Source organism: Actinoplanes sp. NPDC051343, from assembly GCF_044455125.1.
Lineage (GTDB): Bacteria > Actinomycetota > Actinomycetes > Mycobacteriales > Micromonosporaceae > Actinoplanes.
Window position 1 is genome coordinate 368101 of sequence record NZ_JBITEL010000002.1, and the last position, 25193, is coordinate 393293.

32 protein-coding genes are annotated in these 25193 nt (G+C 72.1%); 10 read left to right on the plus strand and 22 right to left on the minus strand.

The window, feature by feature from the left end; all coding sequences use genetic code 11:
* Window positions 1-129: 129 nt before the first annotated feature.
* Both ACIA5C_RS08560 and ACIA5C_RS08565 read right to left on the minus strand, forming a co-directional pair.
* Complete coding sequence (locus ACIA5C_RS08560) at window positions 130-1164, minus strand: hypothetical protein (RefSeq protein WP_396052635.1); 1035 nt, start codon at window positions 1162-1164, stop codon at window positions 130-132.
* Between the two features lie 154 nt (window positions 1165-1318).
* Window positions 1319-1660, minus strand: a complete 342-nt coding sequence (locus ACIA5C_RS08565) for a PadR family transcriptional regulator (RefSeq protein WP_396052637.1) — start codon at window positions 1658-1660, stop codon at window positions 1319-1321.
* 179 nt (window positions 1661-1839) lie between these two features.
* Between ACIA5C_RS08565 and ACIA5C_RS08570 the strand changes: the two genes are divergently transcribed.
* From ACIA5C_RS08570 to ACIA5C_RS08580, 3 genes are read left to right on the plus strand one after another with little or no spacing between them, the layout of a single operon-like run.
* Entirely contained in the window at window positions 1840-3423 is a 1584-nt protein-coding gene (locus tag ACIA5C_RS08570) for an ABC-F family ATP-binding cassette domain-containing protein (protein ID WP_396052639.1), read from the plus strand.
* Window positions 3424-3427: 4 nt separating this feature from the next.
* Window positions 3428-4369 carry a tyrosine-type recombinase/integrase gene (locus tag ACIA5C_RS08575; RefSeq protein ID WP_396052641.1) on the plus strand — a complete coding sequence of 314 codons (942 nt, stop codon included), beginning with the start codon at window positions 3428-3430 and terminating at the stop codon, window positions 4367-4369.
* Window positions 4370-4420: 51 nt separating this feature from the next.
* Entirely contained in the window at window positions 4421-5257 is an 837-nt protein-coding gene (locus ACIA5C_RS08580) for an undecaprenyl-diphosphate phosphatase (RefSeq protein ID WP_396052643.1), read from the plus strand.
* Window positions 5258-5262: 5 nt separating this feature from the next.
* Here ACIA5C_RS08580 and ACIA5C_RS08585 read toward each other — a convergent pair whose 3' ends face one another.
* The 4 genes from ACIA5C_RS08585 to ACIA5C_RS08600 form a co-directional block, all read right to left on the minus strand.
* Window positions 5263-5439 (minus strand): hypothetical protein, encoded by a 177-nt coding sequence (locus tag ACIA5C_RS08585; RefSeq protein ID WP_396052645.1) that lies wholly within the window; start codon window positions 5437-5439, stop codon window positions 5263-5265.
* Complete coding sequence (locus tag ACIA5C_RS08590; protein WP_396052647.1) at window positions 5436-5963, minus strand: 2'-5' RNA ligase family protein; 528 nt, start codon at window positions 5961-5963, stop codon at window positions 5436-5438. Before ACIA5C_RS08590 ends, ACIA5C_RS08585 begins: the two co-directional genes overlap by 4 nt.
* A complete protein-coding gene (locus ACIA5C_RS08595; protein ID WP_396052649.1) occupies window positions 5960-6691 on the minus strand; it encodes a class I SAM-dependent methyltransferase in 732 nt (243 codons plus the stop codon). Before ACIA5C_RS08595 ends, ACIA5C_RS08590 begins: the two co-directional genes overlap by 4 nt.
* A 96-nt stretch (window positions 6692-6787) precedes the next feature.
* Window positions 6788-7963, minus strand: a complete 1176-nt coding sequence (locus ACIA5C_RS08600; protein ID WP_396052651.1) for an MFS transporter — start codon at window positions 7961-7963, stop codon at window positions 6788-6790.
* Window positions 7964-8009: 46 nt separating this feature from the next.
* Between ACIA5C_RS08600 and ACIA5C_RS08605 the strand changes: the two genes are divergently transcribed.
* Window positions 8010-8444, plus strand: coding sequence for a helix-turn-helix domain-containing protein (locus ACIA5C_RS08605; protein WP_396052653.1), 435 nt, complete (start codon window positions 8010-8012; stop codon window positions 8442-8444).
* Between the two features lie 14 nt (window positions 8445-8458).
* Here the strand turns inward: ACIA5C_RS08605 and ACIA5C_RS08610 are convergent, their stop codons facing one another.
* On the minus strand, window positions 8459-9214 hold the full coding sequence (locus ACIA5C_RS08610; protein ID WP_396052655.1) for an alpha/beta fold hydrolase: 756 nt from the start codon (window positions 9212-9214) through the stop codon (window positions 8459-8461).
* Window positions 9215-9270: 56 nt separating this feature from the next.
* Here ACIA5C_RS08610 and ACIA5C_RS08615 point away from each other — a divergent pair, with 56 nt between their 5' ends.
* Entirely contained in the window at window positions 9271-10233 is a 963-nt protein-coding gene (locus ACIA5C_RS08615) for a pyridoxal-phosphate dependent enzyme (protein ID WP_396052657.1), read from the plus strand.
* A 3-nt stretch (window positions 10234-10236) separates the two neighbouring features.
* On the opposite strand, the gene ACIA5C_RS08620 is transcribed toward ACIA5C_RS08615, so the two are convergent.
* Both ACIA5C_RS08620 and ACIA5C_RS08625 read right to left on the minus strand, forming a co-directional pair.
* Window positions 10237-11232, minus strand: a complete 996-nt coding sequence (locus ACIA5C_RS08620) for an NAD-dependent epimerase/dehydratase family protein (RefSeq protein WP_396052659.1) — start codon at window positions 11230-11232, stop codon at window positions 10237-10239.
* A 39-nt stretch (window positions 11233-11271) separates the two neighbouring features.
* Entirely contained in the window at window positions 11272-11733 is a 462-nt protein-coding gene (locus ACIA5C_RS08625) for a heme-degrading domain-containing protein (RefSeq protein ID WP_396052661.1), read from the minus strand.
* Window positions 11734-11862: 129 nt separating this feature from the next.
* Between ACIA5C_RS08625 and ACIA5C_RS08630 the strand changes: the two genes are divergently transcribed.
* Complete coding sequence (locus ACIA5C_RS08630) at window positions 11863-12636, plus strand: endonuclease/exonuclease/phosphatase family protein (RefSeq protein WP_396052663.1); 774 nt, start codon at window positions 11863-11865, stop codon at window positions 12634-12636.
* 11 nt (window positions 12637-12647) lie between these two features.
* Here ACIA5C_RS08630 and ACIA5C_RS08635 read toward each other — a convergent pair whose 3' ends face one another.
* Window positions 12648-13154, minus strand: coding sequence for a GNAT family N-acetyltransferase (locus ACIA5C_RS08635; RefSeq protein ID WP_396052664.1), 507 nt, complete (start codon window positions 13152-13154; stop codon window positions 12648-12650).
* Between the two features lie 105 nt (window positions 13155-13259).
* On the opposite strand from ACIA5C_RS08635, the gene ACIA5C_RS08640 reads away from it, so the two are divergent.
* Together ACIA5C_RS08640 and ACIA5C_RS08645 are read left to right on the plus strand one after the other, a co-directional pair.
* Window positions 13260-13664, plus strand: coding sequence for a MarR family winged helix-turn-helix transcriptional regulator (locus ACIA5C_RS08640; RefSeq protein WP_396053095.1), 405 nt, complete (start codon window positions 13260-13262; stop codon window positions 13662-13664).
* 12 nt (window positions 13665-13676) lie between these two features.
* A complete protein-coding gene (locus ACIA5C_RS08645; RefSeq protein WP_396052667.1) occupies window positions 13677-14096 on the plus strand; it encodes an organic hydroperoxide resistance protein in 420 nt (139 codons plus the stop codon).
* Window positions 14097-14102: 6 nt separating this feature from the next.
* On the opposite strand, the gene ACIA5C_RS08650 is transcribed toward ACIA5C_RS08645, so the two are convergent.
* The 6 genes from ACIA5C_RS08650 to ACIA5C_RS08675 all read right to left on the minus strand — a co-directional run bounded on the left by ACIA5C_RS08650 (window position 14103) and on the right by ACIA5C_RS08675 (window position 17549).
* A complete protein-coding gene (locus ACIA5C_RS08650; RefSeq protein ID WP_396052669.1) occupies window positions 14103-15056 on the minus strand; it encodes a tyrosine-type recombinase/integrase in 954 nt (317 codons plus the stop codon).
* 643 nt (window positions 15057-15699) lie between these two features.
* Window positions 15700-16014, minus strand: a complete 315-nt coding sequence (locus ACIA5C_RS08655; protein ID WP_396052671.1) for a hypothetical protein — start codon at window positions 16012-16014, stop codon at window positions 15700-15702.
* A 29-nt stretch (window positions 16015-16043) separates the two neighbouring features.
* Window positions 16044-16196, minus strand: coding sequence for a hypothetical protein (locus ACIA5C_RS08660; protein ID WP_396052673.1), 153 nt, complete (start codon window positions 16194-16196; stop codon window positions 16044-16046).
* 122 nt (window positions 16197-16318) lie between these two features.
* The gene (locus tag ACIA5C_RS08665; protein ID WP_396052675.1) at window positions 16319-16765 is read right to left on the minus strand and encodes an SRPBCC domain-containing protein; all 447 of its coding nucleotides are present in this window, start codon (window positions 16763-16765) and stop codon (window positions 16319-16321) included.
* Between the two features lie 2 nt (window positions 16766-16767).
* Complete coding sequence (locus tag ACIA5C_RS08670; protein WP_396052676.1) at window positions 16768-17115, minus strand: ArsR/SmtB family transcription factor; 348 nt, start codon at window positions 17113-17115, stop codon at window positions 16768-16770.
* Window positions 17112-17549 (minus strand): SRPBCC family protein, encoded by a 438-nt coding sequence (locus tag ACIA5C_RS08675; protein ID WP_396052678.1) that lies wholly within the window; start codon window positions 17547-17549, stop codon window positions 17112-17114. Before ACIA5C_RS08675 ends, ACIA5C_RS08670 begins: the two co-directional genes overlap by 4 nt.
* A 370-nt stretch (window positions 17550-17919) precedes the next feature.
* On the opposite strand from ACIA5C_RS08675, the gene ACIA5C_RS08680 reads away from it, so the two are divergent.
* Both ACIA5C_RS08680 and ACIA5C_RS08685 read left to right on the plus strand, forming a co-directional pair.
* A complete protein-coding gene (locus tag ACIA5C_RS08680; protein WP_396052680.1) occupies window positions 17920-18633 on the plus strand; it encodes a VOC family protein in 714 nt (237 codons plus the stop codon).
* Window positions 18634-18706: 73 nt separating this feature from the next.
* Entirely contained in the window at window positions 18707-19384 is a 678-nt protein-coding gene (locus ACIA5C_RS08685) for a hypothetical protein (protein ID WP_396052682.1), read from the plus strand.
* A gap of 372 nt (window positions 19385-19756) precedes the next feature.
* Here the strand turns inward: ACIA5C_RS08685 and ACIA5C_RS08690 are convergent, their stop codons facing one another.
* The 6 genes from ACIA5C_RS08690 to ACIA5C_RS08715 all read right to left on the minus strand — a co-directional run bounded on the left by ACIA5C_RS08690 (window position 19757) and on the right by ACIA5C_RS08715 (window position 25124).
* The gene (locus ACIA5C_RS08690; RefSeq protein WP_396052684.1) at window positions 19757-20602 is read right to left on the minus strand and encodes a sigma-70 family RNA polymerase sigma factor; all 846 of its coding nucleotides are present in this window, start codon (window positions 20600-20602) and stop codon (window positions 19757-19759) included.
* A gap of 189 nt (window positions 20603-20791) precedes the next feature.
* Window positions 20792-21403 carry a response regulator gene (locus tag ACIA5C_RS08695; protein ID WP_396052686.1) on the minus strand — a complete coding sequence of 204 codons (612 nt, stop codon included), beginning with the start codon at window positions 21401-21403 and terminating at the stop codon, window positions 20792-20794.
* Window positions 21400-22524: a sensor histidine kinase gene (locus tag ACIA5C_RS08700; RefSeq protein WP_396052687.1), complete on the minus strand. Its 1125-nt coding sequence runs from the start codon at window positions 22522-22524 to the stop codon at window positions 21400-21402. The genes ACIA5C_RS08695 and ACIA5C_RS08700 overlap by 4 nt, the downstream gene beginning before the upstream one ends.
* Window positions 22525-22544: 20 nt before the next feature.
* The gene (locus tag ACIA5C_RS08705) at window positions 22545-23336 is read right to left on the minus strand and encodes an ABC transporter permease (protein ID WP_396052688.1); all 792 of its coding nucleotides are present in this window, start codon (window positions 23334-23336) and stop codon (window positions 22545-22547) included.
* Window positions 23333-24277, minus strand: a complete 945-nt coding sequence (locus ACIA5C_RS08710; protein ID WP_396052689.1) for an ABC transporter ATP-binding protein — start codon at window positions 24275-24277, stop codon at window positions 23333-23335. The genes ACIA5C_RS08705 and ACIA5C_RS08710 overlap by 4 nt, the downstream gene beginning before the upstream one ends.
* A 130-nt stretch (window positions 24278-24407) precedes the next feature.
* Complete coding sequence (locus ACIA5C_RS08715; protein WP_396052690.1) at window positions 24408-25124, minus strand: Clp protease N-terminal domain-containing protein; 717 nt, start codon at window positions 25122-25124, stop codon at window positions 24408-24410.
* Window positions 25125-25193 lie beyond the last annotated feature (69 nt).

A 25193-nucleotide genomic window follows, 5' to 3' on the forward strand; every position in this document is an offset into this window, starting at 1 on the left:
GAGCAACGCGTCTTGGACCATCTCGTATCGGCGTTCCTCTGTCTGGGCCCGCGTTGCGGACCGGCGGTCAACGCCAGCGATCACACCGAGTAAGCCGATGGAACCGAAACACACGGCTAGGTGGGACCGTTACCCGCGCTCAAGGGCCGGGCCGGCTGCGGGCTCCTCGCCCCCGGCTCGCCGGGCCACCGCGGCCCCGGCCAGCCCCAGTGCCAGCCCGGCGACGGTGAGCTGCGGGACCATCCAGCCCCAGCCCCAGGTCTCGAACGGCCCGGCCGTGAAGGCGCTGTGGACCGTCGTCGGCAGGTCGCCGGTGCCGGCCGTGCGGACCATCAGGCCCAGGTTGGCGTAGCAGGCCAGGGCCGGCACCGCGCAGGCGGCGAGTGCCGAGCCGATCAGGCCGGCGGCGAGCCGTGCCCGCCCGGCCGGTGCCCGGCGCAGCCGGTAGGCGAGGGAGGCGGCGAGCGGCCAGCCGGTCAGCAGCCCGATCAGGGCGCCGCCCGCGGTCAGTGGCCAGCGTGACCCGTTCGCCTCCGGCCACATGATCACCTCGACCAGGCTGTGGCCGGCCGTGGTGTTGCCGAAGACCCGCACGTGCAGGCCGTCGCGGGTGCCGTCGAAGGCGGTGCGGGTCACCGGGGACAGCCGTTCGCCGGGACCGTAGGCGGCCCCGTCGGGCAGGGCCCGCACCGCGGTCGGCGCCCACCCGGTCCGCTCGAGTTGAGCCCGGGCGGCGGACGGCGTCCAGCCGGGGGCGTCGGCGGTGCCCCACCAGGAGGTCACCGCGTGCGGGGTGCGGTCGCGGGCCGGCGGGTCGAGGTGGCCGCCGGCGACCGGCCCGGACACCGCGGCGAAGCCGGCCGCCGAGGGCAGGGCGGCGTAGGTCTGCTCGGCCGCCCACGACCCGGCCGCCGCCCCGAACGCGCCGAGCACCAGCGTGACCAGCAGTGCCCCGGCCCAGGCGAGCGGGCGCCGTGCCGGCAGCCGGAACCGCTGCCGCAGCCCGGCCCGGATCAGGTGCCAGGCGTCGCCGGCCGGTGGGCGCCGGCGGGCGGGCGGGCTCATCTCCAGCAGCGTGGTCACGATCTCGGAGGCGTGCCGGCGCCGGTAGGCCGCGGGGTAGGCCAGCATCAGCCGGCGGTAGGAGCGCTCGAGACGGGTCATGCGGTCATATTATGGTCGACGTTATATGCCGTCAACCGGGCTATGGACGACTCGGGGCCGCCACGCCGCCCGCGTGGTGGCCCCGCCCCCGATCCCGGCGCCGTCGTGAGCGCCTGTGCTACTACCTGCCAAACGCCGCGCGGGCGCGGGCGGTTCACCGCCCGTACGCGAAACCGGCGGCGAGCCCGCCGGGCCGCCGCCGCAACTGCTCCTCCGCCGCCTCGGCGTTGCGCCGCAGGCGCGAGATCTCGCCGGCCAGCACCCCGGCCCCCGCGTCGGTGAGCCGGTAGTAGCGCCGCAGCCGGCCCTCGACGGCCTCCTCGCGGTCGACCGTGATCAGTTCCTGCTCGGCGAGCCGGTCGAGGGCGCCGTAGAGGGTGCCGGCCCGCAGCTTGACCGTGCCGCCGGAGAGTTCCTCGACCGCCTGGATCACGCCGTAGCCGTGCCGGGGTGCGGCGGCCAGGGCGGTCAGGATGAGGAAGGTGGGTTCCTGCATGCCGATCACGCTACGAGAGGCGCTATATATCGTCAACCGAGGCATCCGGTAAATCGGTTGCGGCCGGTCCGGTCGCGAGGCAGGGTGGGAGTCACCCGGCCGAAGGAGTGCCTTTCTCCATGTGACAGCGACCCCGACCTCAGGAAAACCCCTGTCGGCGTCTGCCCCTGGAGACCTCCTTGCTGAAAATCTCGGCGCTCAGCTGTGCTCACGACGGCGATCTGCTGTTCCGCGATCTCGACCTGGTCCTCGGCGCGGGTGACCGCATCGGCGTGGTCGGTCCCAACGGCGCCGGCAAGACCACACTGCTGCGCACGCTGGCCGGCGAGCTCGCGCCGGCTGGCGGCACGGTGAGCCGGGGCCCGGGCACCCGGGTCGCCCACGTCGCCCAGCAGATGCCCGACCCCGACGGCACGGTCGGCGGTTTCCTGCTCGGCGGGCTCGGCGAGCTCGCGGCGGTGACCGCGCGGATGAAAAGCCTGGAACACCGGCTCGCCGACGGCCACGACGTCCTCGACGAGTACGGCGCCGTGCAGGAACGCTGGACGGCCCTGGAAGGCTGGACCGCCGGCACCCGGCTCGACGAGATCCGGCAACGCCTCGACATCGTGCACATCGGCGACGACCGCCCGCTGCGCGACGTCTCCGGCGGCGAGCAGGCCCGCCTCATGCTGGCCCGGGCGCTGCTCGACGAACCCGACATCCTGCTGCTCGACGAGCCGACCAACCACCTCGACGCCGAAGGCGCCGCCTGGCTGCAGCAGTGGCTGGCCGGCTACCCCGGCGGGGTGCTCGCGGTCAGCCACGACCGGGCGTTCCTCGACGCCACCGTCACCCGCGTCATCGAGCTCGACGGCATCCACGACGAACCGCAGGACTACCCGGGCGGCGGCTACACGGCCTACCGGGAAGAGAAACAACGCCGCTGGCAGAAGCTGCTGCTCGACTACGAGGCCCAGGAGAAGGACCGCCGCCGCTGGGAGGCCGACATCGAGCGCACCAAGGGCCAGGCGCGCGGCGTGGAGAACACGGTGCGTTCCGGGGCGGAGGCGCCGCACCTGCGCCGGGTGGCCCGGCTGGTGGCCCGCAAGGCCAAGGTCCGGGAACGCCGCCTGCAGCGGCAGATGGCGTCCGTACGCTGGATCGCCCGCCCCCGGACCCGGCCACCGCTGACCCTGGCGTTCCCCGACGACGCCGGCGACCCGGGTGACGTGGTCCTCAAGGTCCGCGATCTGAGCGTCGGCTTCGGCCCGGTCACGATCCTCGATCACGTCGACCTCGACGTGCGCCGCGGCGACCGCATCCTGATCACGGGCCGCAACGGTGCCGGCAAGACGACTCTGCTGCGGGCTCTGGCCGGCGACGGCACGGCCGTGCTCCCGCAGACCGACGACGGCCTGCGCACCGATCAGACCATGATGGACTTCTTCCGCTCCCGGGTGCCGGTCTACGTCGACGACGCCGAGAAACTGCTGCAGGGCCACCAGTTCGGCCCGGACCAGTGGGACAGCCCGTTGCACACCCTGTCGGCCGGCGAGCTGCGGCGGCTGCTGCTCGCGGTGCTGGTCAACAGCCCGGCCCGCATCCTGCTGCTCGACGAGCCGACCAACTTCCTCGACTTCGACGCCCTCGACGTGGTCGAGGAGGCGCTGCGCCGCTACCGCGGCACGTGCCTGATCGTCACCCACGACCGGTACTTCGCCGGCGCGGTCGGCACGACCCGCCGCTGGCATGTCGGCAACGGCGAAGTGATCGAGAACTGAGACGATGGGCGGCATGCAACCGGTGCCGCGCCAGATCCCCGGACTCCCGGCGCTCGACGGCCCCGCCGAACAGGTCACCGAGGTGTGGCTGGCCAACCGGCGGCTGTCCGAGCACACCCGGGCCGCTTACCGGCGCGACGTGCACGGCTGGCTGGCCTGGTGCCGCGAGCGGGGCCTCGACCCGTTGCGGGCCACCTTCCTCGACGTCAACGCGTACGCCCGCAAGCTGGAAGCGATCCCGCTCGCCGCGACCACCGTGGCCCGCAAGCTGTCGGGCGTGTCGAGCTGGTACGACTTCCTGATGAAGCTGCGCGCGATCGACGGCAATCCGGTCGGTGCCGCCGACCGCCCCTACGTCGACCGTGACCATTCCTCGACCGTCGGCCTGTCGGCCGAGGAGGTCGACGCCCTGCTGGACCGGGCCGCGCAGGCCGGGGAACGCACCCACGCCATGATCACCGTGCTGGCCGATCTGGGGCTGCGCGTCGGCGAACTGGTCGGTCTGGACACCGGCGACCTCGGCTGGGAGCGCGGCCACCGCACGGTCCGGTTCACCGGCAAGGGCGGCCGGCCCCGGCGGCGGGCGCTCACGCCCGGCGCGGCGGCGGCCCTGGACGCCTATCTGACCGTACGCGGTGCCGACGAGGGCCCGCTGTTCGTCACCTCGCGCGGCGGGCGCGTCGACCGGCACGCCGTGTTCCGGCTGGTCCGGCGGCTGGCCGTGGAGGCCGGGATCGCCGACGCCGACCGGATGTCGCCGCACTCGCTGCGGCACGCGTTCGCCACCACCGCCCGCGCCGAAGGGGTGCCGCTGGAGGACGTGCAGGACGCGATGGGGCACGCCGATCCCCGCACGACACGCCGCTACGACCGGGACCGGCACAACCTGGACCGCGATCCCGCGTACACGATCGCGGCGGCCCGGGCCCGTCGCACCGGCGCCTGACTCGTCCCTTTATGCTCGTCGGCGTTCAGCGGCGGCGAAGGCGGTACTGGTTTGAACATCATCCAAGCAGTGATCCTCGGTGCGGTCGAGGGCATCACCGAGTTCCTGCCCGTCTCCAGCACCGGTCACCTGACCATCGTGGAGAAACTGTTCGGGTTCGACATCGCCGCCGACGACATCACCGCGTTCACCGCGATCATCCAGTCCGGTGCCGTCCTGGCGACGCTGATCTTCCTGCGCAAGGACCTGATCCGCATCGTCGTGGCCTGGTTCAAGGGCCTGTTCAGCGCGGCCGGCCGGGAGAACCCGGACTGGAAGTACGCGTGGGCGGTCATCCTCGGCTCGATCCCGGTCGTCATCGTCGGCGCGACCTTCCAGGACACCGTCGAGCACACCCTGCGCAGCCTGTGGTTCATCGCCGGCGCGTTGATCATCTGGAGCGGGGCGATGGCGTTCGCCGACCACGCCGCCACCCAGATCCGCCACTCCGACGACGTCACCTGGAAGGACACCCTGATCATCGGTGTCGTGCAGTGCCTGGCGCTGATCCCCGGCGTGTCCCGCTCGGGTGCGACGATGTCGGCCGGCCTGCTGCGCGACCTCGACCGGGTGACGGTGACGAAACTGTCGTTCTTCCTGAGCATCCCGGCCCTGTTCGGCGCCACCGTGCTGCAGGTGCACGACTACTCAGGTGAGATCGCCGACGGGGTCGGCTGGACCAACACGGCGGCCGCCACGCTGGTCAGCTTCATCGTCGGGTACGCGGCGGTGGCGTGGCTGCTGAAGTTCATCTCGCGGCACTCGTACAGCATCTTCATCGCGTACCGGCTGGTGCTCGGGGCGCTGCTGGCCGTCCTGCTGGCGACGAACACCATCTCCGCGAAGTGACGAGCTCACCGATTGAGCCGCCACCAGTAGTATCCCCAGCACCACCCCAGCACGTCCTCGCCGTCGCGGGCGACGAAGGCGAGGGTCCCCGGCGTCTCGTGGAAGGCGGCGGCCCCGGCGGCCCCGCTGCCGAACCGCAGCGCCGCCGCCTCCAGGTCGGCGCCGGTCGCCGCGGCGATCATGCGCCCAGGGGGAACTCGGCCACCGTGCGCCACGCCACCTCGCCCGTCGTGCCCTCGACCAGCCGAACGGTGCCGACGGCCGACCGGATCGGCAGGTGCGGGGCGATGCCGGCGGCCGCCGCCCGCAGCTCAGGCAGCGGGGCCCGGTCGCCGACGGTCAGGTGGGGAACCACGTCGTCGAAGGCACCGGCGTACGGGGGTGCCGACGGAAAGCGGTCTAAGACCGCCTGGGTGAGCCGGCGGAAAGGCTCTTCGGGTTCCGGCGCCAGCCACAGGACCTCGGAACCGAACCAGTCCACCCGCGACAGCGCCGTCTCGAATCGCGGCAACGCCGCGAACAGCGACCGCAGCGCGGCGAGCACCTCGTCGTCGACCTGCCCGGGCGGCAGGAACGGGTAGAGCACGGTGACGTGTGCCGGGATGCCCCAGGCGGCGCTCGGGTCCAGCGCGGCCCGGTGCCGCCCGACGACCGGCTCGGACTGCGGCACCGGCACGATCAGCCCGGTCTGCGCCGGCGCGCTCATCGCAGCACCACCAGGTCCAGCGAGTCGATCACCGGGCCGGTCGCGGTTCGGGCGGCGGCCTGCAGCCGCCCGACGCCTTTCTCGTACGCGTCGTCGCTGATCAGTTGCAGCGGCGTGTGGGCCTCGCGCCGTAACCGGCCGGCGGCCTCCCGCAGCGACGGCGCCGTCACCTGCGGCACCGCCTCGACCGTCTCGAGCCGGAACCCGGCGGTCGCGAAGGCGGCTTCGACATCGTCGATGCCCGGATAGGTGTCGAGGACCCGGATCGCCTCCGGGAACCAGCGGAACAGGCTGATCCCGCCGGGCCGCCCGGCGAACGCGGACCGGATCAGCACCGGAGCACCCGGCCTGAGCACCCGCCGCAGCTCGCGGGCGGCCGCCGGCAGGTCGGGGACGTGGTGCAGCACGGTCGAGATCCAGGCCGCGCCGGCCGTACCCGCCCGCAACGGGATCGCCGCCGCGTGCCCGGCCACCGCGGGCCGGTGCCGGCAGCGGTCCCGCATCGCCGCGGACGGCTCGACCGCGACCACGCCGAGGCCGGGGAACCAGCGGGTGAACTGCTCCGCCCAGCTGCCGGTGCCCGCACCGAGGTCGGCCCAGCGGTCACCGGGCCGGGGCCGCCCGTAACGCCGCACCGCCGCCCGCCAGGCGGCGGCCCCGTCGTCGCTGAGGTGCCGGGTGCCGGCGAACGCCCCCGCGTCCGTCCGGTCGTACGCGATCATCGCCATCCCGCGATCACACCGTCCATCCGCGACATCCGGCAACCCCGCGCCCACAAAATCACAGCGGCCCGGCGCCGACGACGGTTCCGCGGCCGGAGCCGGTCACGAGGCCGGAGCCGTCTCGTGGTGCCGGCGCAAGAGCCGGTCGGTGAGCAGGGCGGCCACGAGCACCGTGGACGCGAGACCGATCAGCGCGCCACCGAGACCGGCCAGGGCGACCAGCGCCGGCGCGGTCACGGCCCCGGCGATCGCGGCCAGCGCGTCGCTGGTGCGAAACGCCGCCGACACCCGTCCCCGCAACGCGTCGGGCGCCTCGACCTGCAGGCAGTGGCCGGTGGCGGCCAGGGCCGCCGCGCCGGGCAGCCCGCTCGCCGTCACCGCCGCCACCGCGACCGGCAGCGTAGGCGCCGTGACCAGCACCAGGAAGCACACCCCGGCCAGCGCGTAGGCGACCGCGACGACGCGCGGCCCCCGTACGAGCAGGCGCCGGGCCAGCGCCGACCCGGCGAGATAGCCGAGGCCGAGCCCGGTGACCAGGTAGCCGACCGCCGCGCCGCCGGCGTGCAACCGGCCGGCCACGAACGGCACGAGCAGCGCGGTCAGGCCGGCGTTGGCGGTCCAGTAGAGGCAGCTGCCCGCCATGATCGCGCGCAGCACCGGGCGGCGGGCGACGAACGTCAGCCCGGCCCGCACCTCCCGCCGGGAGGCGCCCCGGGCGGCGGGCGGCGCGGGCAGCGGCATCCCCGCGACGATCGCGGCGGCGGCCAGGTAGCTCAGCGCGTCGGCGGCCACGACGACCGGGAACCGGCCGGCCGCCGCGGCGGCCGCACCGATCAGCGGGCCGAGCACCCGCCACGTGCTCTGGCTGACCGCGAGCGCGCCGTTGGCCGCCGCCAGGTCGGGTGCGACAAGCGGCACCGACGCCTGCACCGCGGGCGCGATGAAGCACACCGCCACGCTTTCGGTCGCGACGCCGAGGTAGAGGTATCGCACGCCGGGCACCAGCATCAACGCCACTCCGGCCGCCGCGGCGAGGTCGGCGCCGAGCAGCACCCGGGCGCGGGGCAGGCGGTCGGCGACGGCTCCGGCCCAGGGTCCGAGCAGCAGTGCCGGGCCGGCCTCGACGGCCAGGGCGAGACCGGTCGAGCCGGGCGATCCGGTGCGGGCGAAGACCTCGACGGGTACGGCGGTGACGAGCAGCCACGTGCCGAAGGCGTCCACGGTCGCCGCCACCCAGAGCCGCCGGAACGTGCCGTTGCGCGCGAGCAGCCCCCACATGCCCGCATGCTATCCCTGCAGAACAGTCCGTGGCATCATGTGTTCTGTGGAGATAGAAGCGCTGGGCCGCGAGCTGAGATCCCGCCGCGCCGCGGCCGGTCGCACCATCGCCTCGGTGGCCGCCGACGCCGGGCTGTCCGTTCCCTACATCGCGAACCTGGAGAACGGCCGCGGCAACCCCACCCTGGCCGCGCTGGCCGCGCTCAGCCGGGCCCTCGGCGCCGGCCTCAGCATCACCCTCGACGGCGCGGCACTGCCCGGCGAACCGGAACCGCCGCTGCCCGCTTCCCTGATCGCGTTCGCCCGCACACCCCGCTTCGCGGCCGAGACGACCCTCCTGCGGGACGCCGGCCTTACCGGGGCCCGTGCCCGCCTGCTGCAGGCCATGGCCGCGATGGCCGCGCTGAGCCCGCGCCCGCTCACCGACCTCGACTGGCACCGGCTGCTCGACGCGGCCGTCCTGATCAGCCGACCGGCCTGACCGCTACCGGGCTGCTAGCGGGCCGCGTCGAGCAGGAAGCCCAGCAGGAGCGGGTCGAAACGGGACGGGTCCTCCAGGCTCGGCAGGTGACCGGCCCACTGAAGCCGGGCCCGGGACGCGCCCGGGATGCGCCGGGCCAGCTCGTCGGCGATGGCCGGGAAGTCGGGCAGGTCCAGATCTCCGGAGACGACCAGGGTGCGAGCCGTGATCGAGGCGAACTCCCACGGCACCTCGATCGCCTCCGGCTCGTCGGCCGACAACTGCACCTCGAAGATGTGGCGCTGCATGTCGCGTACGAGAAGGCGGGCCGCATCGCCGGCCGCCGGACCGACGAAGGTCCTGAGGTTGAGCTCGGTGGCCGCGGTGATGTCGCCGGACGCGAGCAGTGCGTCCTCCTGCCCGGCGAAAGCCTGCCGGGCGGGTGACGGCGGCCAGCCGGGCAGGGCGGAACAGACCAGCACGAGCGCGGGCACCCGCGACGGCCACCGGGCGGCCACCTCGGCCGCGACCGGGCCGGAACCGGACGAGGCGACCACCGCCGCCGACGGGACACCCAGCGAATCCAGCAGGGCGACCACGTCGCCGGCGTCGTCGTAGGGGCCGGCCGGCAGCGGCGACTCGCCGAAACCGCCCAGGTCGCAGCGGATCACGCGGAAACCCGCGGCCGACAGGGCGGCCACCTGCGGCGACCACATCCGGCGGTCGCACACCATCGAATGCAGCAGAAGGACAGCCGGCCCGGAGCCGGTCACGTCATGGGCGAGAGTCATCGACGGCACACTAGGCGCGCTCGCTGGAAGATCGCACCCAATTTAGGATCGACGCCATGACGAGCGTGACGCTGCAGGACGTCCAGGACGCGGCCCGCCAGATCGAGGGGGCCGCGCACCGCACGCCGGTGCTGCGCTCGCGCGCCCTCGACGAGCTGGCCGGCGCCGCGATCGCCCTCAAGGCCGAGCACCTGCAGCGGGTCGGGGCGTTCAAGTTCCGCGGCGCCTACAACGCGATCTCCCGGCTCGCCCCGCAACAGCTGGCCAAGGGCATCGCCGCGTACTCGTCGGGCAACCACGCGCAGGCCGTCGCCCTGTCCGCCCGGGAACTCGGCAGCAGCGCCGTGATCGTGATGCCGGAGGACACGCCCGCCTCCAAACTCGACGCGGTCGCCGGCTACGGCGCCGAGATCCTCGCCTACGACCGGTACACCGGGGACCGCGAGGCGATCGGCCGGCGCCTCGCCGAGGAACGCGGCCTGGCGCTGATCCCGCCCTACGAGCACCCGGACGTCATCGCCGGGCAGGGCACCGCCGCCCTCGAACTGCTGCAGGACGCCGGCGAACTCGACACGCTGATCGTCCCGGTCGGCGGGGGCGGGCTGATCGCCGGCAGCGCCACCGCGGCCAAGGGCCTGCACCCGGGCATCCGCATCGTCGGCGTCGAACCGGAAGCGGGCGACGACACGAAACGTTCGCTGGCCGCCGGGCACCTCGTGCAGATCCCGGTACCGCGCACGATCGCCGACGGGCAGGCCGCGGCGATCCCGGGGGAGCTCACGTTCTCCATCAACCGGCGGCTGGTCGACGACATCGTGCTGGTCTCCGACGACGACCTCCGGAATGCGCTGCGGTTCGCCGTCGACCGGCTCAAGCAGGTGCTCGAACCCAGCGGCGCCAGCGGGCTGGCCGCGCTGCTGGCCGGCGCCTACCGGCCGGCCGAAGGGGAGAAGGTCGGCGTCATCCTCTCCGGCGGCAACGTCGGCGCGGCCCGGCTCGCCGCACTGCTTGCCGGCTGACGCCTAGCGACTCGCCCGCGGCCGCCCGGCCAGAGCGAGCACCCGCGCCTCCGCGTCCGCCGGGACCCCGACCGGCCGCCGGTCGGGGCGCTGCGGCGGCGGCCCGGGCAGCGACCGCAACCACGCCCACGTGTCGGCGACCGTCTCCCGCGGAGGACGCACCGTCAGGCCGGCGGCCAGCGCCTTCGACACGTCACCGCGGTGGATGTAGTCGGCGTCCGGGCCCGGCGGCAGCCAGATCGGCAACTCCTCCCACGGCCGGATCCCCGCCTCGGCGATCTGCGCCGCGCTCACCCACACCAGATCGGCCCGCCCGCCGGTCACCTCGTTACCGGCCGCCAGCAGCCCGCCCATCGTGGCGTGCCCCGACGGCCCGACCACGTTGTAGGGGCCCGACCGGCCGGCCTCGGCCGCCGACACCAGGAACGCGGCCAGATCCCGCACGTCGATGTACTGCAGCGGATAGTCCGCCGGGCCCGGCGCCACCGTCGGCCCGCCGCGGGCCAGCCGGTTGAGCCACCACGGCAACCGGCCCACGTCCTCACCCGGGCCCAGGATCAGCCCGGCCCGGGCCAGCAGCACCGGCCCGTCGAACGACGCCGCCGCGATCTCGCCGCGCAGCTTGTCCCCGGCGTACCCCTTCTCGGCCGGCGACGTCAGCGGCGTCCGCTCGGTCAGCACCCCGATCGGGCGCTGCCAGTCGTACACCGAGCGCGTCGACACGTACGTGTAATGCCCGGCCCGTCCCCGCAACAGGCCGGCCGCCCGCTGCACCGCCTCCGCATCACCCGACCACGTGTCGACGACCGCGTCCCACGACCCGGTCTGAAGAGCACCCAGCCCGGTCCGGAAGTCCCGGTCGCCGGTCAGCGTCCGCACCCCGGCCGGGCCGTCGCGGTGCCCCCGGTTGAACACGGTCACGTCGAAGCCGCGTCGCACGGCCTCCTCGGCGACGGCCCGGCCCGCGAAGCCGGAACCGCCCAGAATCAGCAGCCTCATCCGGCCCACGGTGCACGACCACCGGCGTACGGGGAAGAGTCAGCGGAACCTTTCGATGGCTTCTACCACCAACGCGTGATCCTCGGCCTGCGGCAACCCCGACACGGTCACCACGCCGATGACGCCGGCGGCCTCCACGCGTACGGGGAAAGCACCACCGTGCGCCGCGAACCTCGCCGGGTTCACCCCCATGCCCGCGTCGAGCTCGCGGCCCTGGGCCGCGAGCCGGCGTCCCACCAGGAAGGACGAGTGGCCGAACCGCTGGACCACCCGCACCTTGCGCTCGATCCAGGCGTCGTTGTCGGCGGAGCTACCGGCCAGCGCGGCATGGAACAGCTGCTGCGTGCCCCGCCGGATGTCGATCGCGACCGGCAGGCCCCGCTCGCCGGCCATCTCGACCAGCAGCGAACCCAGCCGCCAGGCGTCGGAAAAATCGAACCGGGTGAAAATCAGGTCGCGCTCCTGCTGCTCGAGCCGCGCGATGAGGTCGTCGTCAGTCACCCGATCATTATCGACGCCGTTTGGTCCGCAACCAGATACCCAGCCACCCGACAGCGACAAAGATCATCATCGAGCAGCACAGCGTCTTGATGAACATCATCGCCTCCGGGTTCGCTAGGGTCGGTAACCGTGCGCCTGGCCACCTTCAACCTGCTGCACGGCCGATCCCTGTCCGACGGCACCGTACACGCCGACCGGGTCGCAGCCGCCGTCGCCGCCCTCGACGCCGACGTACTCGGCCTGCAGGAGGTCGACAAGGCCCAGCCCCGCAGCGGCCTGCTCGACCTCACCGCCATCGCCGCCGACGCGATGAACGCCCCGGTCCACCGCTTCGCCGCCGCCGTCGTCGGCACGCCGGGGGAGACCTGGCAGCCGTGGCGCAGCGACGACGACAACCTGCACCCGCTCTACGGCATCGCCCTGGTCAGCCGGTTCCCGGTGCTCCGCTGGCAGATCACCCGGCTACCCGGCGCGCCGGTCCGGTCCCCGGTGCTGCTGCCCGGGGGAGGAGGGATCGCCCTGCTCAAGGACGAACCCCGGGTGCTGCTGGCCGCGGTGATCGACGCGCCGGGCGGCCCGGTCACCGTCGCGACCACCCACCTGTCGTTCGTGCCCGGCTGGAACCTGCGCCAGCTGCGGCATGCGGTGCGGGCGCTGCGCGCCCTCCCGCCACCGAGGGTGCTGCTGGGCGATCTCAACCTGCCCGCCGCGGTCGTACGCGCGTTCACCGGCTGGCGGCCCCTCGGCCGGGCCGCCACCTACCCGTCGCCCAGTCCCCGCGCCCAACTCGACCACGTGCTGCTGGACCCCCGGGGGGCGCACCCGGTCGGGCCGGTGGTCCAGGTGTGCGCGCCCCGGGTCGACGTCTCCGACCACCGGCCGCTCGTCGTGCAGCTGGGCTGAACCACCAGCGCTCACGACCCTTTCGCCGGGCGCAGAAAGACGTCCTCGAGGCCGTCCTCCGGGTCCCACTGCTCACCGATCTTCTGGAACCCGGAACCGGCGATCGTCGCCCGCGACGCGAGATTGTCCGGCCGGATGCTGGCCCGCACCGCCGTGACCCGCTCATCCGCGTCGGCCCGCTCGAGCAGCGCCTGCAACATCGCCTTCGCGTAACCCTGGCGCCGGTGCTCGGGCGCCACCGAGTACGCCACCTCCACCACGCCCTCGTCGTCCGGCGGCCCGTGGAACCCGCCGTGCCCGACCACTCCCACACCCTGCACCACCGCGGCCCGGGCGATCCACTCCGCGCTCGCCGGGTCGGCGCGTACCTGATCCAGCCGGATGCGCCACAGCCAGGCCTCTTCGACCAGGTACGGCGACAGTTCGGTGCCCGCGGCCGCGCTCGCCGCGGCGAGATCCCCGTCGATCAACGCCACCAGCGTCTCGGGGGAAAGCTGTACGAATCGGATGTCCGGCACGTAACGCATGATCACACGGGCCCGGTGATCGCTGCCACTTTCAGGCTGTGCACAACTGAATTGTGCACTACTGTTCTTGTCGTGGACACCACCGGACTAGAGCAGATGATCTGCTTCCAGCTCTACGCCGCCAGCCGCGCCATGACGGCGCTCTACCGGCCCCACCTGGACGCAGCGAACCTGACCTACCCCCAATACATCGCCCTGCGAGTCCTCTGGCACCAGGGCCCGGTAACCGTCCGCACCCTCGGCGACACCCTGCACCTCGACAGCGGCACCCTCTCGCCCCTGCTCAAAAGACTCGAAACCCAGGGCCACATCCGCCGCGAACGCGGCACCGCCGACGAACGTACGGTCTGGATCCACCTCACCGACACCGGCCTGCGCCTCCGCGACCAACTCGCCGACCTGCCCCAACGCGCCGCCTGCAACACCGGACTCACCGCAGACGACTACGAATACCTGCAAGAGCTGCTCGGCCGCATCCGCGGCAGCAACGCCCCCGCCTGAAAGGCCACCACCATGGAAGCTGTCTACACCGCCTCCGCCACCGCAACCGGCGACGGCCGCAACGGCCACGTCCGCTCCAGCGACGGCGTCCTCGACTTCGACCTCGCCGTACCCAAGGAGATGGGCGGCCCCGGCGGCGCCCAGCCCAACCCCGAGGAACTCTTCGCCGCCGGCTACGCCGCCTGCTTCCACGGCGCCCTCAAAGCCGTCGCCCGCTCCAAGAAGATCACCCTCACCGACACCGCCATCACCGTCGACGTCGGCATCGGCCCCAACGGCCAGGGCGGCTTCCAGCTCCAGGCCACCATCGAAGCCGAAATCCCCAGCGTCGACCCCGCCACCGCCCAGGAACTCATCGAGGCCGCACACCAGGTCTGCCCCTACTCCAACGCCACCCGCGGCAACATCGAGGTCAACCTCAGCCTGGCCTGACCCCTCTCAGACCCCACGCAGCGCGCGGTTCGTACGGTTCGCCCGTACGGCCGCGCGCTGCTGCTCGTTCGTCACCTCGATGTAGTTCTGCGACGTCGACAACGACGCATGCCCCAGCAACCGCATGATCTCCGAAGCATTCGCACCGTCCTCCGCCAGCCGCGTCGCGAACGTATGCCGCAACGCATGCAACTGCGCACCCCGCGGCACCCGATCGGTGATCCCCGCCCGCCGAAAACAGGACTCCACCAGATATTGCAGCCCGCCCCGCTTGAGCGGCTCACCCTTGCGATCCACCAGCAGGGGAGAGGCCGCCTGTGCCCGCCCGAACCGCCGCCGGCGGCTGTCGAGATAGCGATCCACCACCGCATCCAGCTCCGGCTCGATCGGCACCGTACGCGGCCGCCCACCCTTACCCGCCACCTCGACGCGCCGCTCACCCGCACGCCCACTGATCGACCCGAGCGTCAGCCCCAGCAACTCCGACAGCCGCAACCCCGCACAGAGCCCGAGCGCCAGCACCGCAAGATCGCGTTCCGGCCACGGGTCACGCTGACTCTCGTCGGCCGTGCTCACCGCGTGCAGCAGATGCTCCGGCGTGTCCTCGCCCCGCAACGGCTTAGGGGAGTGGGACGGCAGGCGCGGCTTGTCGACGGCCGGCATCGGGTTACCGGCCACGATCTGCTCCGTCACCAGGAACGTGAAGAACGCGTTCCACGACGACCAGGCCCGCGCGACCGACGCGGGCGCCCGCGCCGCCGCGAACTTCGCGAAAGCCGCCCGCAGCGAGCGAGGGGAGAGGCTACGCAGAGTAGTCGGCTCACCCTCCATCAATCCCACGATCAAACCCAGATCCCTCCGGTACGCCGCCAGCGTGTGCACCGACGGCTTCCGCGCCGCCCGGGCATCCAGAAAGTCGTCGACGAGCGCCATGACCGGAAAGTCTTGTTCGTCCTGCATAAGTCATATTATGCAGCATCCAGGGGCATTTGGGCAGGTCAGGCGGATCCCAATAACTCCCGAACGCGCGTCTGACACATGTTGACTGAATCAACATGTCATCAAGTCGATCCAGTCAACATGTCGACGCCCGGCCGCCGACACACGCATATGTACGGGCGGGGGCCGAGGCTCCGCGCCGGCTCGAGAGTTGACGACGGTGACGAGCGGTCAGCCGATGCAACCGCGGAATTTCGACTGGCCGCCGAGCCGAGTTCGTCCCAATGCCCCCGGTCCAGATCTCGACCGCTCGCGCCGCTCCGCCGAGGCAGGTCCGCCGGCGACATCGGCTCGGGACCGCAGTGCGCCGAGTTCTCCCAGACGCCTCCAGTTGGGAATTACGACGGCCCGCGGGTTCGTCCCAGGCGCTTCGGGTTCATTTCGCGGCCTCCAGTTCGGGGACTACGACCGTCCGACTTCCTTCACGGCCTCCAGCTCAGCCATTACGACCGTCCGCGGCCCGGCTCACGTCGCGGCGTCAAAAGCCCGCGGGCCGTCGTCCGGCGTGGTTCTTGCCGGGCATGAGCCCGCGGGCTGTTTCTCGTGGTTTTTGCGCTTCTGAAGATCGATAGTCTTGCCAGGTCGATAATCTACATTATGTCAACTAAGGAGTTTTGGAGCCTTCCCCCGCGGGCTCGAAGCGGAACACCTGACCGGACCAGCGGGTGTCGTCGAGTCCACGGTCGAGGGCCGCGCTGATCGCGCGTTCCTCGTAGCGGAAATGGTTGTCCATGATGGCGGCCAGGCCGTCCAGCTCGAGTTCGATCGAGCCGTGTCCGGCGGAGTCCGCGGTGACCGCGGCACGGCCGGCCAGTTCGGCCACGCGCGCCAGGATCGACGAGATCATCTCGTGGTCCTGGACGAGGTTGTCGACGGTGGTGGCCAGGTCGGGGCGCTCGCGGAGCAGGTCGGTGAACATCCCCGCGTCCTCACCCTGGTGATGTGCCGTCAACGCTTCGCAGAAGGCCAGGCAGTGGTGGTGAGGGTGTGGTTCTCCCCCGGGTTCGTGCGCAGCTCGTCGATCCGGTTGCGGAGTTGTCGGTGTGCCTGCGCGAGTTGCAGGCTGAGCGCGACGGCGCGGTCGCGGTCGTGGGTAGCCACGGGTGGCGGCCCTTCGTTTCCGCACCTCCATGCCTGACGCAGTCCGTCACCGGCACGCGATGCTGCACCTACCCCACCACGGCCGGCCGGGGTGCCGCCACCGCGCCACGGTTCGCCGGCGGTCAGTGCCAGTCGCTGATCTGTACGTCGCGGGGTGCCGGGGCGCCCGATCCGGTTTCGACGAGCGCTTTGAGGCTCATCAGGAAGCTGCCCCACTTGGTGCTGCAGTGGTGCATGAACTCGACGGGTTCGCGCCAGCCCTCGTGTTTGAACAGGATGATGGTCCACTCCCCTTCCTGGCGCAGGGTCCAGTCGATCGTGGTGCCGATCCATTCGGGCGGTCCGTCGACGACGCGCCAGGCGACGTGGGCGGACGGCGTGGCGTCGAGTACTTCCATGTCGAAGCCGCCGACCGGCGGGAAGCGGAACTCGACTTTGCCGCCGGGCCCGGGGTTTCCGGTGGTGTTGTCGGTCCACCAGCCGGCGAGGCCGTCGACGGTGGTGAGTGCGGCGTACACCTGGGAGGCGTCCGCACCGCGGACGCCGATCCGATGCAGGATGTCCGGCATTTCTACTCCTTGGGGTGGGTGGTCTGGATGGCTTCGGCGAGGCGTTTGATGCGCTGGAGGCGGGCGCCCCAGGTCGAGCCGACCGCGGCGAGTTGGGCGACGGCCCGGGCGAGCTGGGTCTCGTCGACGCGGTAGCGGCGTTCGCGGCCGGACCGGGTGGCGGGGCGGATGAGTCCGACGCGACCGAGGATGACGAGGTGCTTGGTGACTGCCTGTCGTGTGACGGGCAGCTGGTTGCCGAGGGTGGTGGCGGTGCCCTCGCCGTCGGTCAGGAGCAGGTCGAGCAGGCGGCGCCGGGTGGGGTCGCCGATGGCCGACCAGAGTTCGTCGTCGACTGCGGGTGCGGTCATGTCAGGCGTGCGAGGTAGGGCGCGATGCGGGGCAGGAAGTGGTCCCAGCCTTTGATGTGGTCCTGGTACTGCTCTTCGAGGACGGCGGTTTCCCAGCCCATTTCGCGGAATCCGGTCTCGGTCATCCGGATCAGGGTGCCGTTGCCCGAGGGTGTGAGGTCGAAGGTGACCAGCAGCGAGTTGCCGGCGGCGGCTTCGGTGCCGGCGGGCTGGGTCCATCGGAACGAGAAGGTCCGGGGCGGCTGCGCCTCGACCACGGTGAAGCCGACGGCGTTGTCGCCGAAGCTGATCTCCCCCGTGGATCCGGGTGACGTTTCGTAGCGGGCGTCGTCGGGCCACCACTGTTTGACGTGTTCGGGTTTGCTCACCACGTCGAAGACGATTTCCGGGGCCGCTTCGACGAAGATTTGGCGTTCGATGGTTCCGATTTCCATGACTCCCCAATCCGCAACCTTTGGTTGCGGTCGAGCGTACGCGGGTACGGCTCGGAGTGCAACCAAAGGTTGCTTTCGGTCTTTCATTGGGGCGTGCAGCGGGTGACGGCCGCCAAGGGTGCCGTGAACCCAGCATGGCCCGGGGCACTCATCTCGCGCGCCGGCACCCCGCGGGTCGGAGGGTCCGGCGTGGCGGAAGGGACATGGGCGGTGCGCCCCCGGTAGATGACTCGAGCCGCGGTGCTCGCTCCCATGGCTCAGCCGCACGGCCGGCGCGCAGCCCACTCGCGTTCCCCGGCGGCGGCCGGGTCTCCCGCGCCGCTGGAGAACCGCGGCGCGGGGCCGGATGGTGGCATGGCAAGGTCTACGCGTGGATGTGCGCTGGACTACCGGGTTTCTCGATTCGCCGACGACCGACGTGGAGCCGTTCTGGCTGGCGGTCACCGGCATGTCCCTGTCCCCCAGGCGGGACGGTGGTGTTTTTGCCACGCTGGTGCCGGCGCGCGGCGACGCATACCTCCGGGCGCAAGTGACCGGCCGGCCGGCGGGGACCCACCTGGATCTTCATGTCGCCGGGGTGCCGGAGGCGGCCCGTGAGGCTGCGGCGTTCGGAGCGCGTGTCGTCCGGGACGTGGGCGGCCTGGTGGTGATGAGGTCGCCGGCCGGGCTGGAGTTCTGTCTGGTGTCGTGGCGCAATGAGCAGGAGCGTCCGCCGGCCGTCCGGTGGCCGGGTGGGCAGTCGAGCCGGCTCGATCAGGTGTGTGTGGACGTGCCGGAGGCGCGGTTCGAGTTGGAGGCCTCCTTCTGGTCGTCGTTGACCGGGTGGGAGCGGCGGCCGACGGATCGGCCCGAGTTCGAGTCGCTGGCGCGGCCGGGCGGGATGCCGTTGCGGATTCTTCTTCAGCGGGTCGGCGGCGAGCGGGCGGGCATGCATCCGGACTTCGCGTCCGACGACGTGCCGGCCGAGGTGGCGCGGCATGTGGCGCTGGGTGCCCGAGTGGTCCGGGTGGTGCCGGGTGAGTGGACGACGCTGCTCGACCCGGCGGGTCGCGAATATTGCGTGACGGCGCGCTCCCCCTTCTGACGTTTCTGTCGGTGGCTTCTGATACAACATCTTCGAACAGGCGTTCGAGAGCTTAGCGGAAGGCGGGGTCGTCGTGGGGTTGAACACCGAGGAGCTGGAGACCATCCGGGGTCAGGTGGGTGCGGGGCGCAAGCCCAAGGTGCAGTTCACCGAGGCCGCCGGTCAGATCGCCGGGCAGGTCGGCCAGGTGGTGGAGCTGGCCGATCCGGCGGCGTCCGACGAGTGGGTGGTGGTGCGGTTCGGCCGCGACGAGCTGCCGTTCTCCCCCGGCGATCTGCAGGTGGCGCCGCGGGGTGCGGCTGCTAGAAAGGTGACGGCTCCCCCGCCGCCGCCCGAGCCGGCGCGGCCGGAGCCCGAGTTCGTGATCGACAAGCCGATCCCGGCGCCGGCGCCGGCTCCCCGGAAAGAGGTGGCAGAGGTGACAGAGGTGGCTGCTCCGGCTCCGCGCAAGGCGGCCTCACGGCCGGCGAAACCGAAGCCGGGTGCTTCGCTCACGGTCACTTTGGCGTACGCGGAGGGCGAGTGGACGCTGGCCGCCGCCCAGGGTTCGAAGGCGCTGGCCAAGCCCTATGTGATCCGCCCGGCCGAGGCGATGAAGATGGTGCAGCTGGTCGACGTGCCGGGCGTGCAGGAGGCCGTCGAGCAGATCCTGTCCACCGAGCGCGCCGAGGCGCAGGCGCAGGCCGACAAGCTGCGGGCCGAGCTGGCCGAGATCGAGGCGCGCCTGGCCGAGCTGGGCGAGGCCGGCTGACCGGCGCAGCGGCCGGCCGAAAGCAATGTGGTGTGCCTTGCGCGGCGGCGGTTGGGCCGGCCGGACGTGAGAGGGGCGCGGTGCCGGGCAGCTCGGGAGGGACACGTGCCCATGGCTGAAGGAGCGTCGGCAGTGCGGTCGGCAGCAGGGTGCCGCCGCTGCAGGGACGCCCTCAGCGGGCGCCGGCAGCCGGGGGGTGCGGTGCCGCCGCGTACGGGAAGAGGCCGCCGCGTACGGGAAGAGGCCGCCGCGTACGGGAAGAGGCCGCCGCGTACGGGAAGAGGCCGCCGCGTACGGGAAGAGGCCGCCACGCGGTGAGCGTGACGGCCTCGGGAAGCGGAGCGGGTCGAGACGGCGCTCCGGTAGTAGTGGTCAGGCGGCCTTGCGGAAGCCCTGGGCGTCGGTGGCGCTCAGGCGGGTCGACATGGTGGAGCGGGCGGCGATCTGGGCGGCGTAGACCGCGCGGCGGCGGGCCACGCAGCCGTCCTTGGCGGCCGACGACTCCTGCTGGTCCATGTGGGTGGTCAGGCCGTCCTTGAGCAGGGCCAGGGCCTCGGTGCGCAGCTGCGACACCCGCGACTCGGTGACGCCGAGGGAGGTGGCGACCTCGGAGAGGGGGCGTTCCTGCAGGAACGAGGCCTCGACGACGTAGCGCAGGCGTTCGGGCAGGACCGCCACGGCGTCGTGCAGGTAGCCGATGCGCTCGCGGTGCAGCAGCATCTCCTCCGGGTTCAGGGCCTTCTCGGTGACCATGTCGTCGGCGGTGCCGGCGGCGAAGCCCTGCAGGGACAGGACGGCGGCGCGCTGCACGTCGTCGTCGACGTTGCTGAGTTCGCTGACGGCGACGCCGAGGAGCTGGGCGAGTTCCTGGGCGTTCGGGGTGCGGCCGAGCTGGGCGGTCAGTTCGGTGCGGGCGGTCTCGGCGCGGCGGGCGCGGGCCCGCACCGAGCGGCTGGCCCAGTCCATGCTGCGCAGCTCGTCGAGCAGGGCGCCGCGGACCCGCATGGCGGCGAACCGGCCGAACGGGATGCCCCGCTCGCCGTCGAACGCCTGCGCGGCGGTGACCAGGGCGGCGTAGCCGGCCGAGGCCAGGTCGTCGCGGTGCACGTGGGCGGGAACCTTGAAGAGCATCTCGCGGACCATGTGGCCGACGAGCGCCATGTTGTCGCGGATCAGGGTTTCCTGGGCCCGGGTGACGGTCTTGATCGCTGCACTCATGGTTCGGTTCCCCCCGTGTGTTCGTCGCCGTGACGGCTGACCGGCTGACGGGGTGAACTCTTCGGGGCGGCGGGTGCAGAAAACGGTCACCTACGGTTGCTGCTTGGTTGCACCGTGCGCGTTTGTCTCAGGTCGGGCTCATACACGAAAGGGGCGCCCGGCGGGCGCCCCTTTCACGGATTCACAGGCTCAGGCCAGCAACCACCCGTTGTCGATGGCCAGTCTCACAGCTTCCGCACGGGTGCGGGCGCCGGTCTTGCCGATCGCCGAGGACAGGTGGTTGCGGACGGTGCCCTCGGACAGGTGCAGGTCGCGGGCGATGTCGGCGACGGTGCCGCCGTCGCGGGCCGAGCGCAGCACGTCGGTCTCGCGTTCGGTAAGCGGCGAGTCGCCCTGGGCCAGCGACTGTGCGGCGAGGGCCGGGTCGACGACGCGCAGGCCTTCGTGTACGCGGCGTACGGCGTCGGCCAGCTGGCGGGCCGGGGTGTCCTTGACGATGAACCCGCTGGCCCCGGCCGTCATGGCCTGGCGCAGGTAGCCGGCCCGGCCGAACGTGGTCACCATCAGCACCCGGCACTTCGGGAACGCCTTGTGCAGCTCGCGGGCCGCGGCCACCCCGTCCATGCCGGGCATCTCGACGTCGAGCAGGGCGACGTCGACGTCGTGGGCGCGGGCCGCCTCGACGACCTCGTCGCCCCGGCCGACCTCGGCCACGACCTTCAGGTCGGGCTCCATGTCCAGCAGGGCCGCCATCGCGCCACGCACCAGAGCCTGGTCGTCGGCGAGCAACAACTTGATCATGATGGGACCTCCACGCGTACCCGGAAGCCGGGCTCGTTCTCGCGGCAACCCACCGTCAGGTGGGCGCCCAGGGCCTCCGCACGCCGGCGCAGGCCCTTGATGCCCTGCCCGTCGCCGGTGACAACGCCGCCCCCCACGCCGTCGTCGAGGATCTCCACACTTCCCACACCCAGTTTGACCTGGGCGTGCGTGGCCTTGCTGTGCCGGACGATGTTGGTGACCGCCTCCCGGATCGTCCAGGCGAACAGCTCCCGGTTGCGTGACGGCACCTCGTCGGCCGCGCCCGGCAGGTCGGCCTCCACGTTCGCCGCAGCCAGGGCCTCGCGCGCCGCGGCGATCTCGCCCGGCAGTGAGATGCCGCGCATGCCCATCGCCGTCGAGCGCACGTCCGACAGCGCGTCGCGGGCCAGCGCCTCCAGGTCGCTGAGTTCCTTGCGGGCCCGCTCGATGTCGATGTCGAGCAGCCGCTGCGCCAGTTCGGCCTTGACGGTCACCACGGTCAGCGAATGGCCGAGGATGTCGTGCAGGTCGCCCGCGATGCGGGCGCGCTCGTTCTGTACGGCGAGGTCGGCGATCTCCTGCTGGGCCGAGCTGAGCCGGTGCTGCCGTTCCCCGGCCATCCGCAGGCCCCAGGTGGCGACCGAACCGAGCAGCACGGCGAGGCCGTAGCCGTCGTCGTGCCAGCCCGGCAGCAGGCTCACCAGCACTTCGGCCAGGGTGCAGAGCGCGGCCGCGAGCGGGATGGCGCGGATCAGCGGCAGCCCGACCATGCCGAACGCGGCGATGAAGACCAGGCAGCTCAGAGCGTGGTCGCCGGCGCCCGGGATCTGCATCGCGAACAGCACCAGCATCACGAGGACGCCCAGCGTCGCCCGGCCGGTCGCCTGGCCGGTGAATCCGGGCGAGGCGATCCCCCGCCGGATCTGCCGGGTCAGGCTGACCATGAACAGGTACGTCGCGGCGAACCCCGCCACCCCGGCGAAGCCGAGGTAGCGGGTGAACATGTTGTCGTCGTGCCAGAGGGTGACGACGGTGCCGCTGAGGTAGAACAGCCAGACCGCGGCGAAGATCCACCCGTATTTGAAGGCCCGGTTGGCCGGCTGCCCCTCGACGGCGCTCATGTGGGTACGTTACCGGCCGGTCAGACGCGGGCGGTGTCGCGGCGGAACCGCCACATCGCGCCGGCCGAGAAGATGGCGGTCCAGACGACCACGTTGAGGATGGCGATCCACAGGTTGCCGTCGTGGGTCAGCGGGTAGCGGGCCAGTTCGCCCACGCCGTACACCGGGGTGAACTTGGCGATCGTGGCGAAGACGTGGCCGAACGTGTCGACCGGGGCGAACAGGCCGCCGGCGAACGACAGCACGGCCAGCACCGGGCCGAGGATCTGCATGACGTTCTCGCTCGGCAGCAGGTAGCCCATGAACAGGCCGAACGCGGCGAACACCAGCGCGCAGACCCAGGCCAGCGGGATGCACTCGAGCCACGCGTGCATCGGGAGCTTGGCCCCGGCGAGGGCGCCGACGATGGTGGTCACGATGACCGAGGCGGCCCCGATGATCATGGCGAGGACCAGTTTGATCGCCACGTAGGCGACCGGCTTGAGCGGGGTCAGCCGCAGCTGGCGGCTCCACCCGGCTGCCCGCTCGACCGAGACCATCGCCCCGCCGCTGGTCGTCGACAGCATCGCGCCGTACACGGCCATGCTGATCAGGATGTAGCCGGTGACGTTGCCGCCGGCGCCGACCGACTCGTTGCGCGAGGAGGCGTTGGTGCCGAAGAGCAGGAAGAACGCCGCCGGCATGATGAAGGTGAAGACGACCGTACGGCGGTTGCGCAGCATCCGGCGCAACTCGAGCTTGATCATGCCGAGGTTGAAGCCGCCGAACTTCGGCAGGCTGCGGGCGGCCGGCATCACGGCTGCGGTGCTCATCTGGTGCCCTCCGGGGCGTCGTCGGCGGTCAGGGCCAGGAAGGCCTCTTCGAGGTTGCGCGAGGTGATCTCCAGGTCGCGCGCCGAGGTCTGGTTGAGCAGGTAACGCGCGATGTCGTCGGTCTCGCGGCTGTGCAGGAAGACGGAGTCGCCGCGGATCTCGACGCGTTCCACGCCGGGCAGCGCCGCCAGCTCGCTCTCGACGGCGCCGGGCAGGGTCGCCCGGACCGTACGGCCGCTGGCCATGGCCTTGACCTCCGACGAGGTGCCGTCGGCGACGATCCGGCCGCGGCGTACGAAGACCACCCGGTCGGCGTACGCGTCGGCCTCCTCCAGGTAGTGCGTGGCGAAGATGACCGTACGGCCGCCGCGCGCGTCGTCGCGGATCGCCGCCCAGAACTCGTGCCGGCCGTTGACGTCCATGCCGGTCGTCGGCTCGTCCAGGATCAGCAGCTCCGGGTCGGGCACCAGCGCCATCGCGAACCGCAGCCGCTGCTGCTGGCCGCCGGAGCACTTGCCGACCTTGCGGTCACCGATGTCGGCGATGCCGGCCCGCTGCAGGGCCTCCTTGGCCGAGCTCTCCGGCCGGCCGAACAGCACCGCGGTCAGCCGCACGGTCTCCTCGACCGTGTAGTCCTTGAGCAGTCCCCCGGTCTGCATGACCGCGGACACCAGGCCCAGCGCGACCGCGTCGTGCGGCGGCCGGCCGTACACCTGCACCGCGCCCTCGGTCGGACGGGACAGGCCGAGCAGCATGTCGACGGTCGTGGTCTTGCCGGCCCCGTTCGGGCCGAGCAGGGCGACGACCTCACCCGGGCGGATGCGGAGGTCTATGCCGTCGACGGCGGTCACTGCGCCGAAGCGCTTGACGACACGGTCTAGGTCGACGGCCAGCTCGTTGGAGCCGCGGGCCGCGAGGTTCGGTTGGGCGGTGAGGGTCATGGGACCATCCTGGCGGCCGCCGGTTGCCGCACCGCGGGCGTCGTGTCATCTGTCCGGCATGACATTCGTCAGGGGTGATGACACGCGTCGCGCAGGCACCGGCCCGCGCGACGGGATCGGGGCGCCGGAACTAGGCCGCCTGCTCGCCCGACGGCTCGGGTGCGGCGGCCGAGACCACCTCGTCGGTGGCCGCCTTGGTCAGGCCGAGGCCGGCCAGCACCCCGCCGTCGGGCTCCTCCTCCAGCAGGGCGAGCAGGATGTGCCCGGTGCCGACCCGCTCGTGGCCGAGCCGCAGCGCCTCCCGGAACGTCAGCTCCAGGGCCTTACGGGACCGCGCGCCGAACGGCGTCAGCGTCGGCATCTCGCCGTCGCCCGCCGCCGGCAGGGCGGCGGCCAGGACCCGCCGGGCCACGGCCGGATCAACCCCCTGCGCGGCCAGCGCGGCGAGAGCCACACCTTGCGGCACATCCAGTACGCCCATGGCCAGGTGCTCCGGGTGGATCTCCCGGTGGCGCGACTCCTTCGCCGCGTTCATCGAGCCCACGATCGCGCTGCGGGCGGGCACCGTGTAGCGCTTGAAGCCGTCCGACGGGTCGGGCTCGTCCTTGGTCACGAACCGTTTCTGGGCCGCCTGCTTGCTCACCCCCATGCTGCGGCCGATGTCGGTCCACGACGCGCCGGAGCGGCGGGCCTGGTCGACGAAGTGCCCGATCAGATGATCGGACAGCTCCCCCAGGTGGTCGGCGAGCATGACCGCCTGGGAGAGGCGGGACAGGGCGTCATGCTCGTTGTCGGTAATGGCGGCGATGAGGTCGTCCAGCCGGACGGGAGGCTTGATCTGCGTCATGCCGTCAACCTTAGGTTGACTGCGTGCCGTTCGTCAACACATGGTTGACGGTTCGCGGGCCGAGTTCCG

Excerpts from the sequence above, each read along its gene's own strand:
- ACIA5C_RS08600 (WP_396052651.1), bottom strand. The coding sequence starts at position 7,963 with ATGTGGGGGCTGCTCGCGCGCAACGGCACGTTCCGGCGGCTCTGGGTG.
- ACIA5C_RS08690 (WP_396052684.1), bottom strand. The coding sequence starts at position 20,602 with ATGAGTGCAGCGATCAAGACCGTCACCCGGGCCCAGGAAACCCTGATC.
- ACIA5C_RS08655 (WP_396052671.1), bottom strand. The coding sequence starts at position 16,014 with ATGTTCACCGACCTGCTCCGCGAGCGCCCCGACCTGGCCACCACCGTC.
- ACIA5C_RS08715 (WP_396052690.1), bottom strand. The coding sequence starts at position 25,124 with ATGACGCAGATCAAGCCTCCCGTCCGGCTGGACGACCTCATCGCCGCC.
- ACIA5C_RS08595 (WP_396052649.1), bottom strand. The coding sequence starts at position 6,691 with ATGGCGATGATCGCGTACGACCGGACGGACGCGGGGGCGTTCGCCGGC.
- ACIA5C_RS08560 (WP_396052635.1), bottom strand. The coding sequence starts at position 1,164 with ATGACCCGTCTCGAGCGCTCCTACCGCCGGCTGATGCTGGCCTACCCC.
- ACIA5C_RS08695 (WP_396052686.1), bottom strand. The coding sequence starts at position 21,403 with ATGATCAAGTTGTTGCTCGCCGACGACCAGGCTCTGGTGCGTGGCGCG.
- ACIA5C_RS08710 (WP_396052689.1), bottom strand. The coding sequence starts at position 24,277 with ATGACCCTCACCGCCCAACCGAACCTCGCGGCCCGCGGCTCCAACGAG.
- ACIA5C_RS08665 (WP_396052675.1), bottom strand. The coding sequence starts at position 16,765 with ATGCCGGACATCCTGCATCGGATCGGCGTCCGCGGTGCGGACGCCTCC.
- ACIA5C_RS08615 (WP_396052657.1), top strand. The coding sequence starts at position 9,271 with ATGACGAGCGTGACGCTGCAGGACGTCCAGGACGCGGCCCGCCAGATC.
- ACIA5C_RS08650 (WP_396052669.1), bottom strand. The coding sequence starts at position 15,056 with ATGCAGGACGAACAAGACTTTCCGGTCATGGCGCTCGTCGACGACTTT.
- ACIA5C_RS08705 (WP_396052688.1), bottom strand. The coding sequence starts at position 23,336 with ATGAGCACCGCAGCCGTGATGCCGGCCGCCCGCAGCCTGCCGAAGTTC.
- ACIA5C_RS08620 (WP_396052659.1), bottom strand. The coding sequence starts at position 11,232 with ATGAGGCTGCTGATTCTGGGCGGTTCCGGCTTCGCGGGCCGGGCCGTC.
- ACIA5C_RS08640 (WP_396053095.1), top strand. The coding sequence starts at position 13,260 with ATGATCTGCTTCCAGCTCTACGCCGCCAGCCGCGCCATGACGGCGCTC.
- ACIA5C_RS08670 (WP_396052676.1), bottom strand. The coding sequence starts at position 17,115 with ATGACCGCACCCGCAGTCGACGACGAACTCTGGTCGGCCATCGGCGAC.
- ACIA5C_RS08700 (WP_396052687.1), bottom strand. The coding sequence starts at position 22,524 with ATGAGCGCCGTCGAGGGGCAGCCGGCCAACCGGGCCTTCAAATACGGG.
- ACIA5C_RS08565 (WP_396052637.1), bottom strand. The coding sequence starts at position 1,660 with ATGCAGGAACCCACCTTCCTCATCCTGACCGCCCTGGCCGCCGCACCC.
- ACIA5C_RS08675 (WP_396052678.1), bottom strand. The coding sequence starts at position 17,549 with ATGGAAATCGGAACCATCGAACGCCAAATCTTCGTCGAAGCGGCCCCG.
- ACIA5C_RS08585 (WP_396052645.1), bottom strand. The coding sequence starts at position 5,439 with ATGATCGCCGCGGCGACCGGCGCCGACCTGGAGGCGGCGGCGCTGCGG.
- ACIA5C_RS08610 (WP_396052655.1), bottom strand. The coding sequence starts at position 9,214 with ATGACTCTCGCCCATGACGTGACCGGCTCCGGGCCGGCTGTCCTTCTG.
- ACIA5C_RS08645 (WP_396052667.1), top strand. The coding sequence starts at position 13,677 with ATGGAAGCTGTCTACACCGCCTCCGCCACCGCAACCGGCGACGGCCGC.
- ACIA5C_RS08590 (WP_396052647.1), bottom strand. The coding sequence starts at position 5,963 with ATGAGCGCGCCGGCGCAGACCGGGCTGATCGTGCCGGTGCCGCAGTCC.
- ACIA5C_RS08575 (WP_396052641.1), top strand. The coding sequence starts at position 3,428 with ATGGGCGGCATGCAACCGGTGCCGCGCCAGATCCCCGGACTCCCGGCG.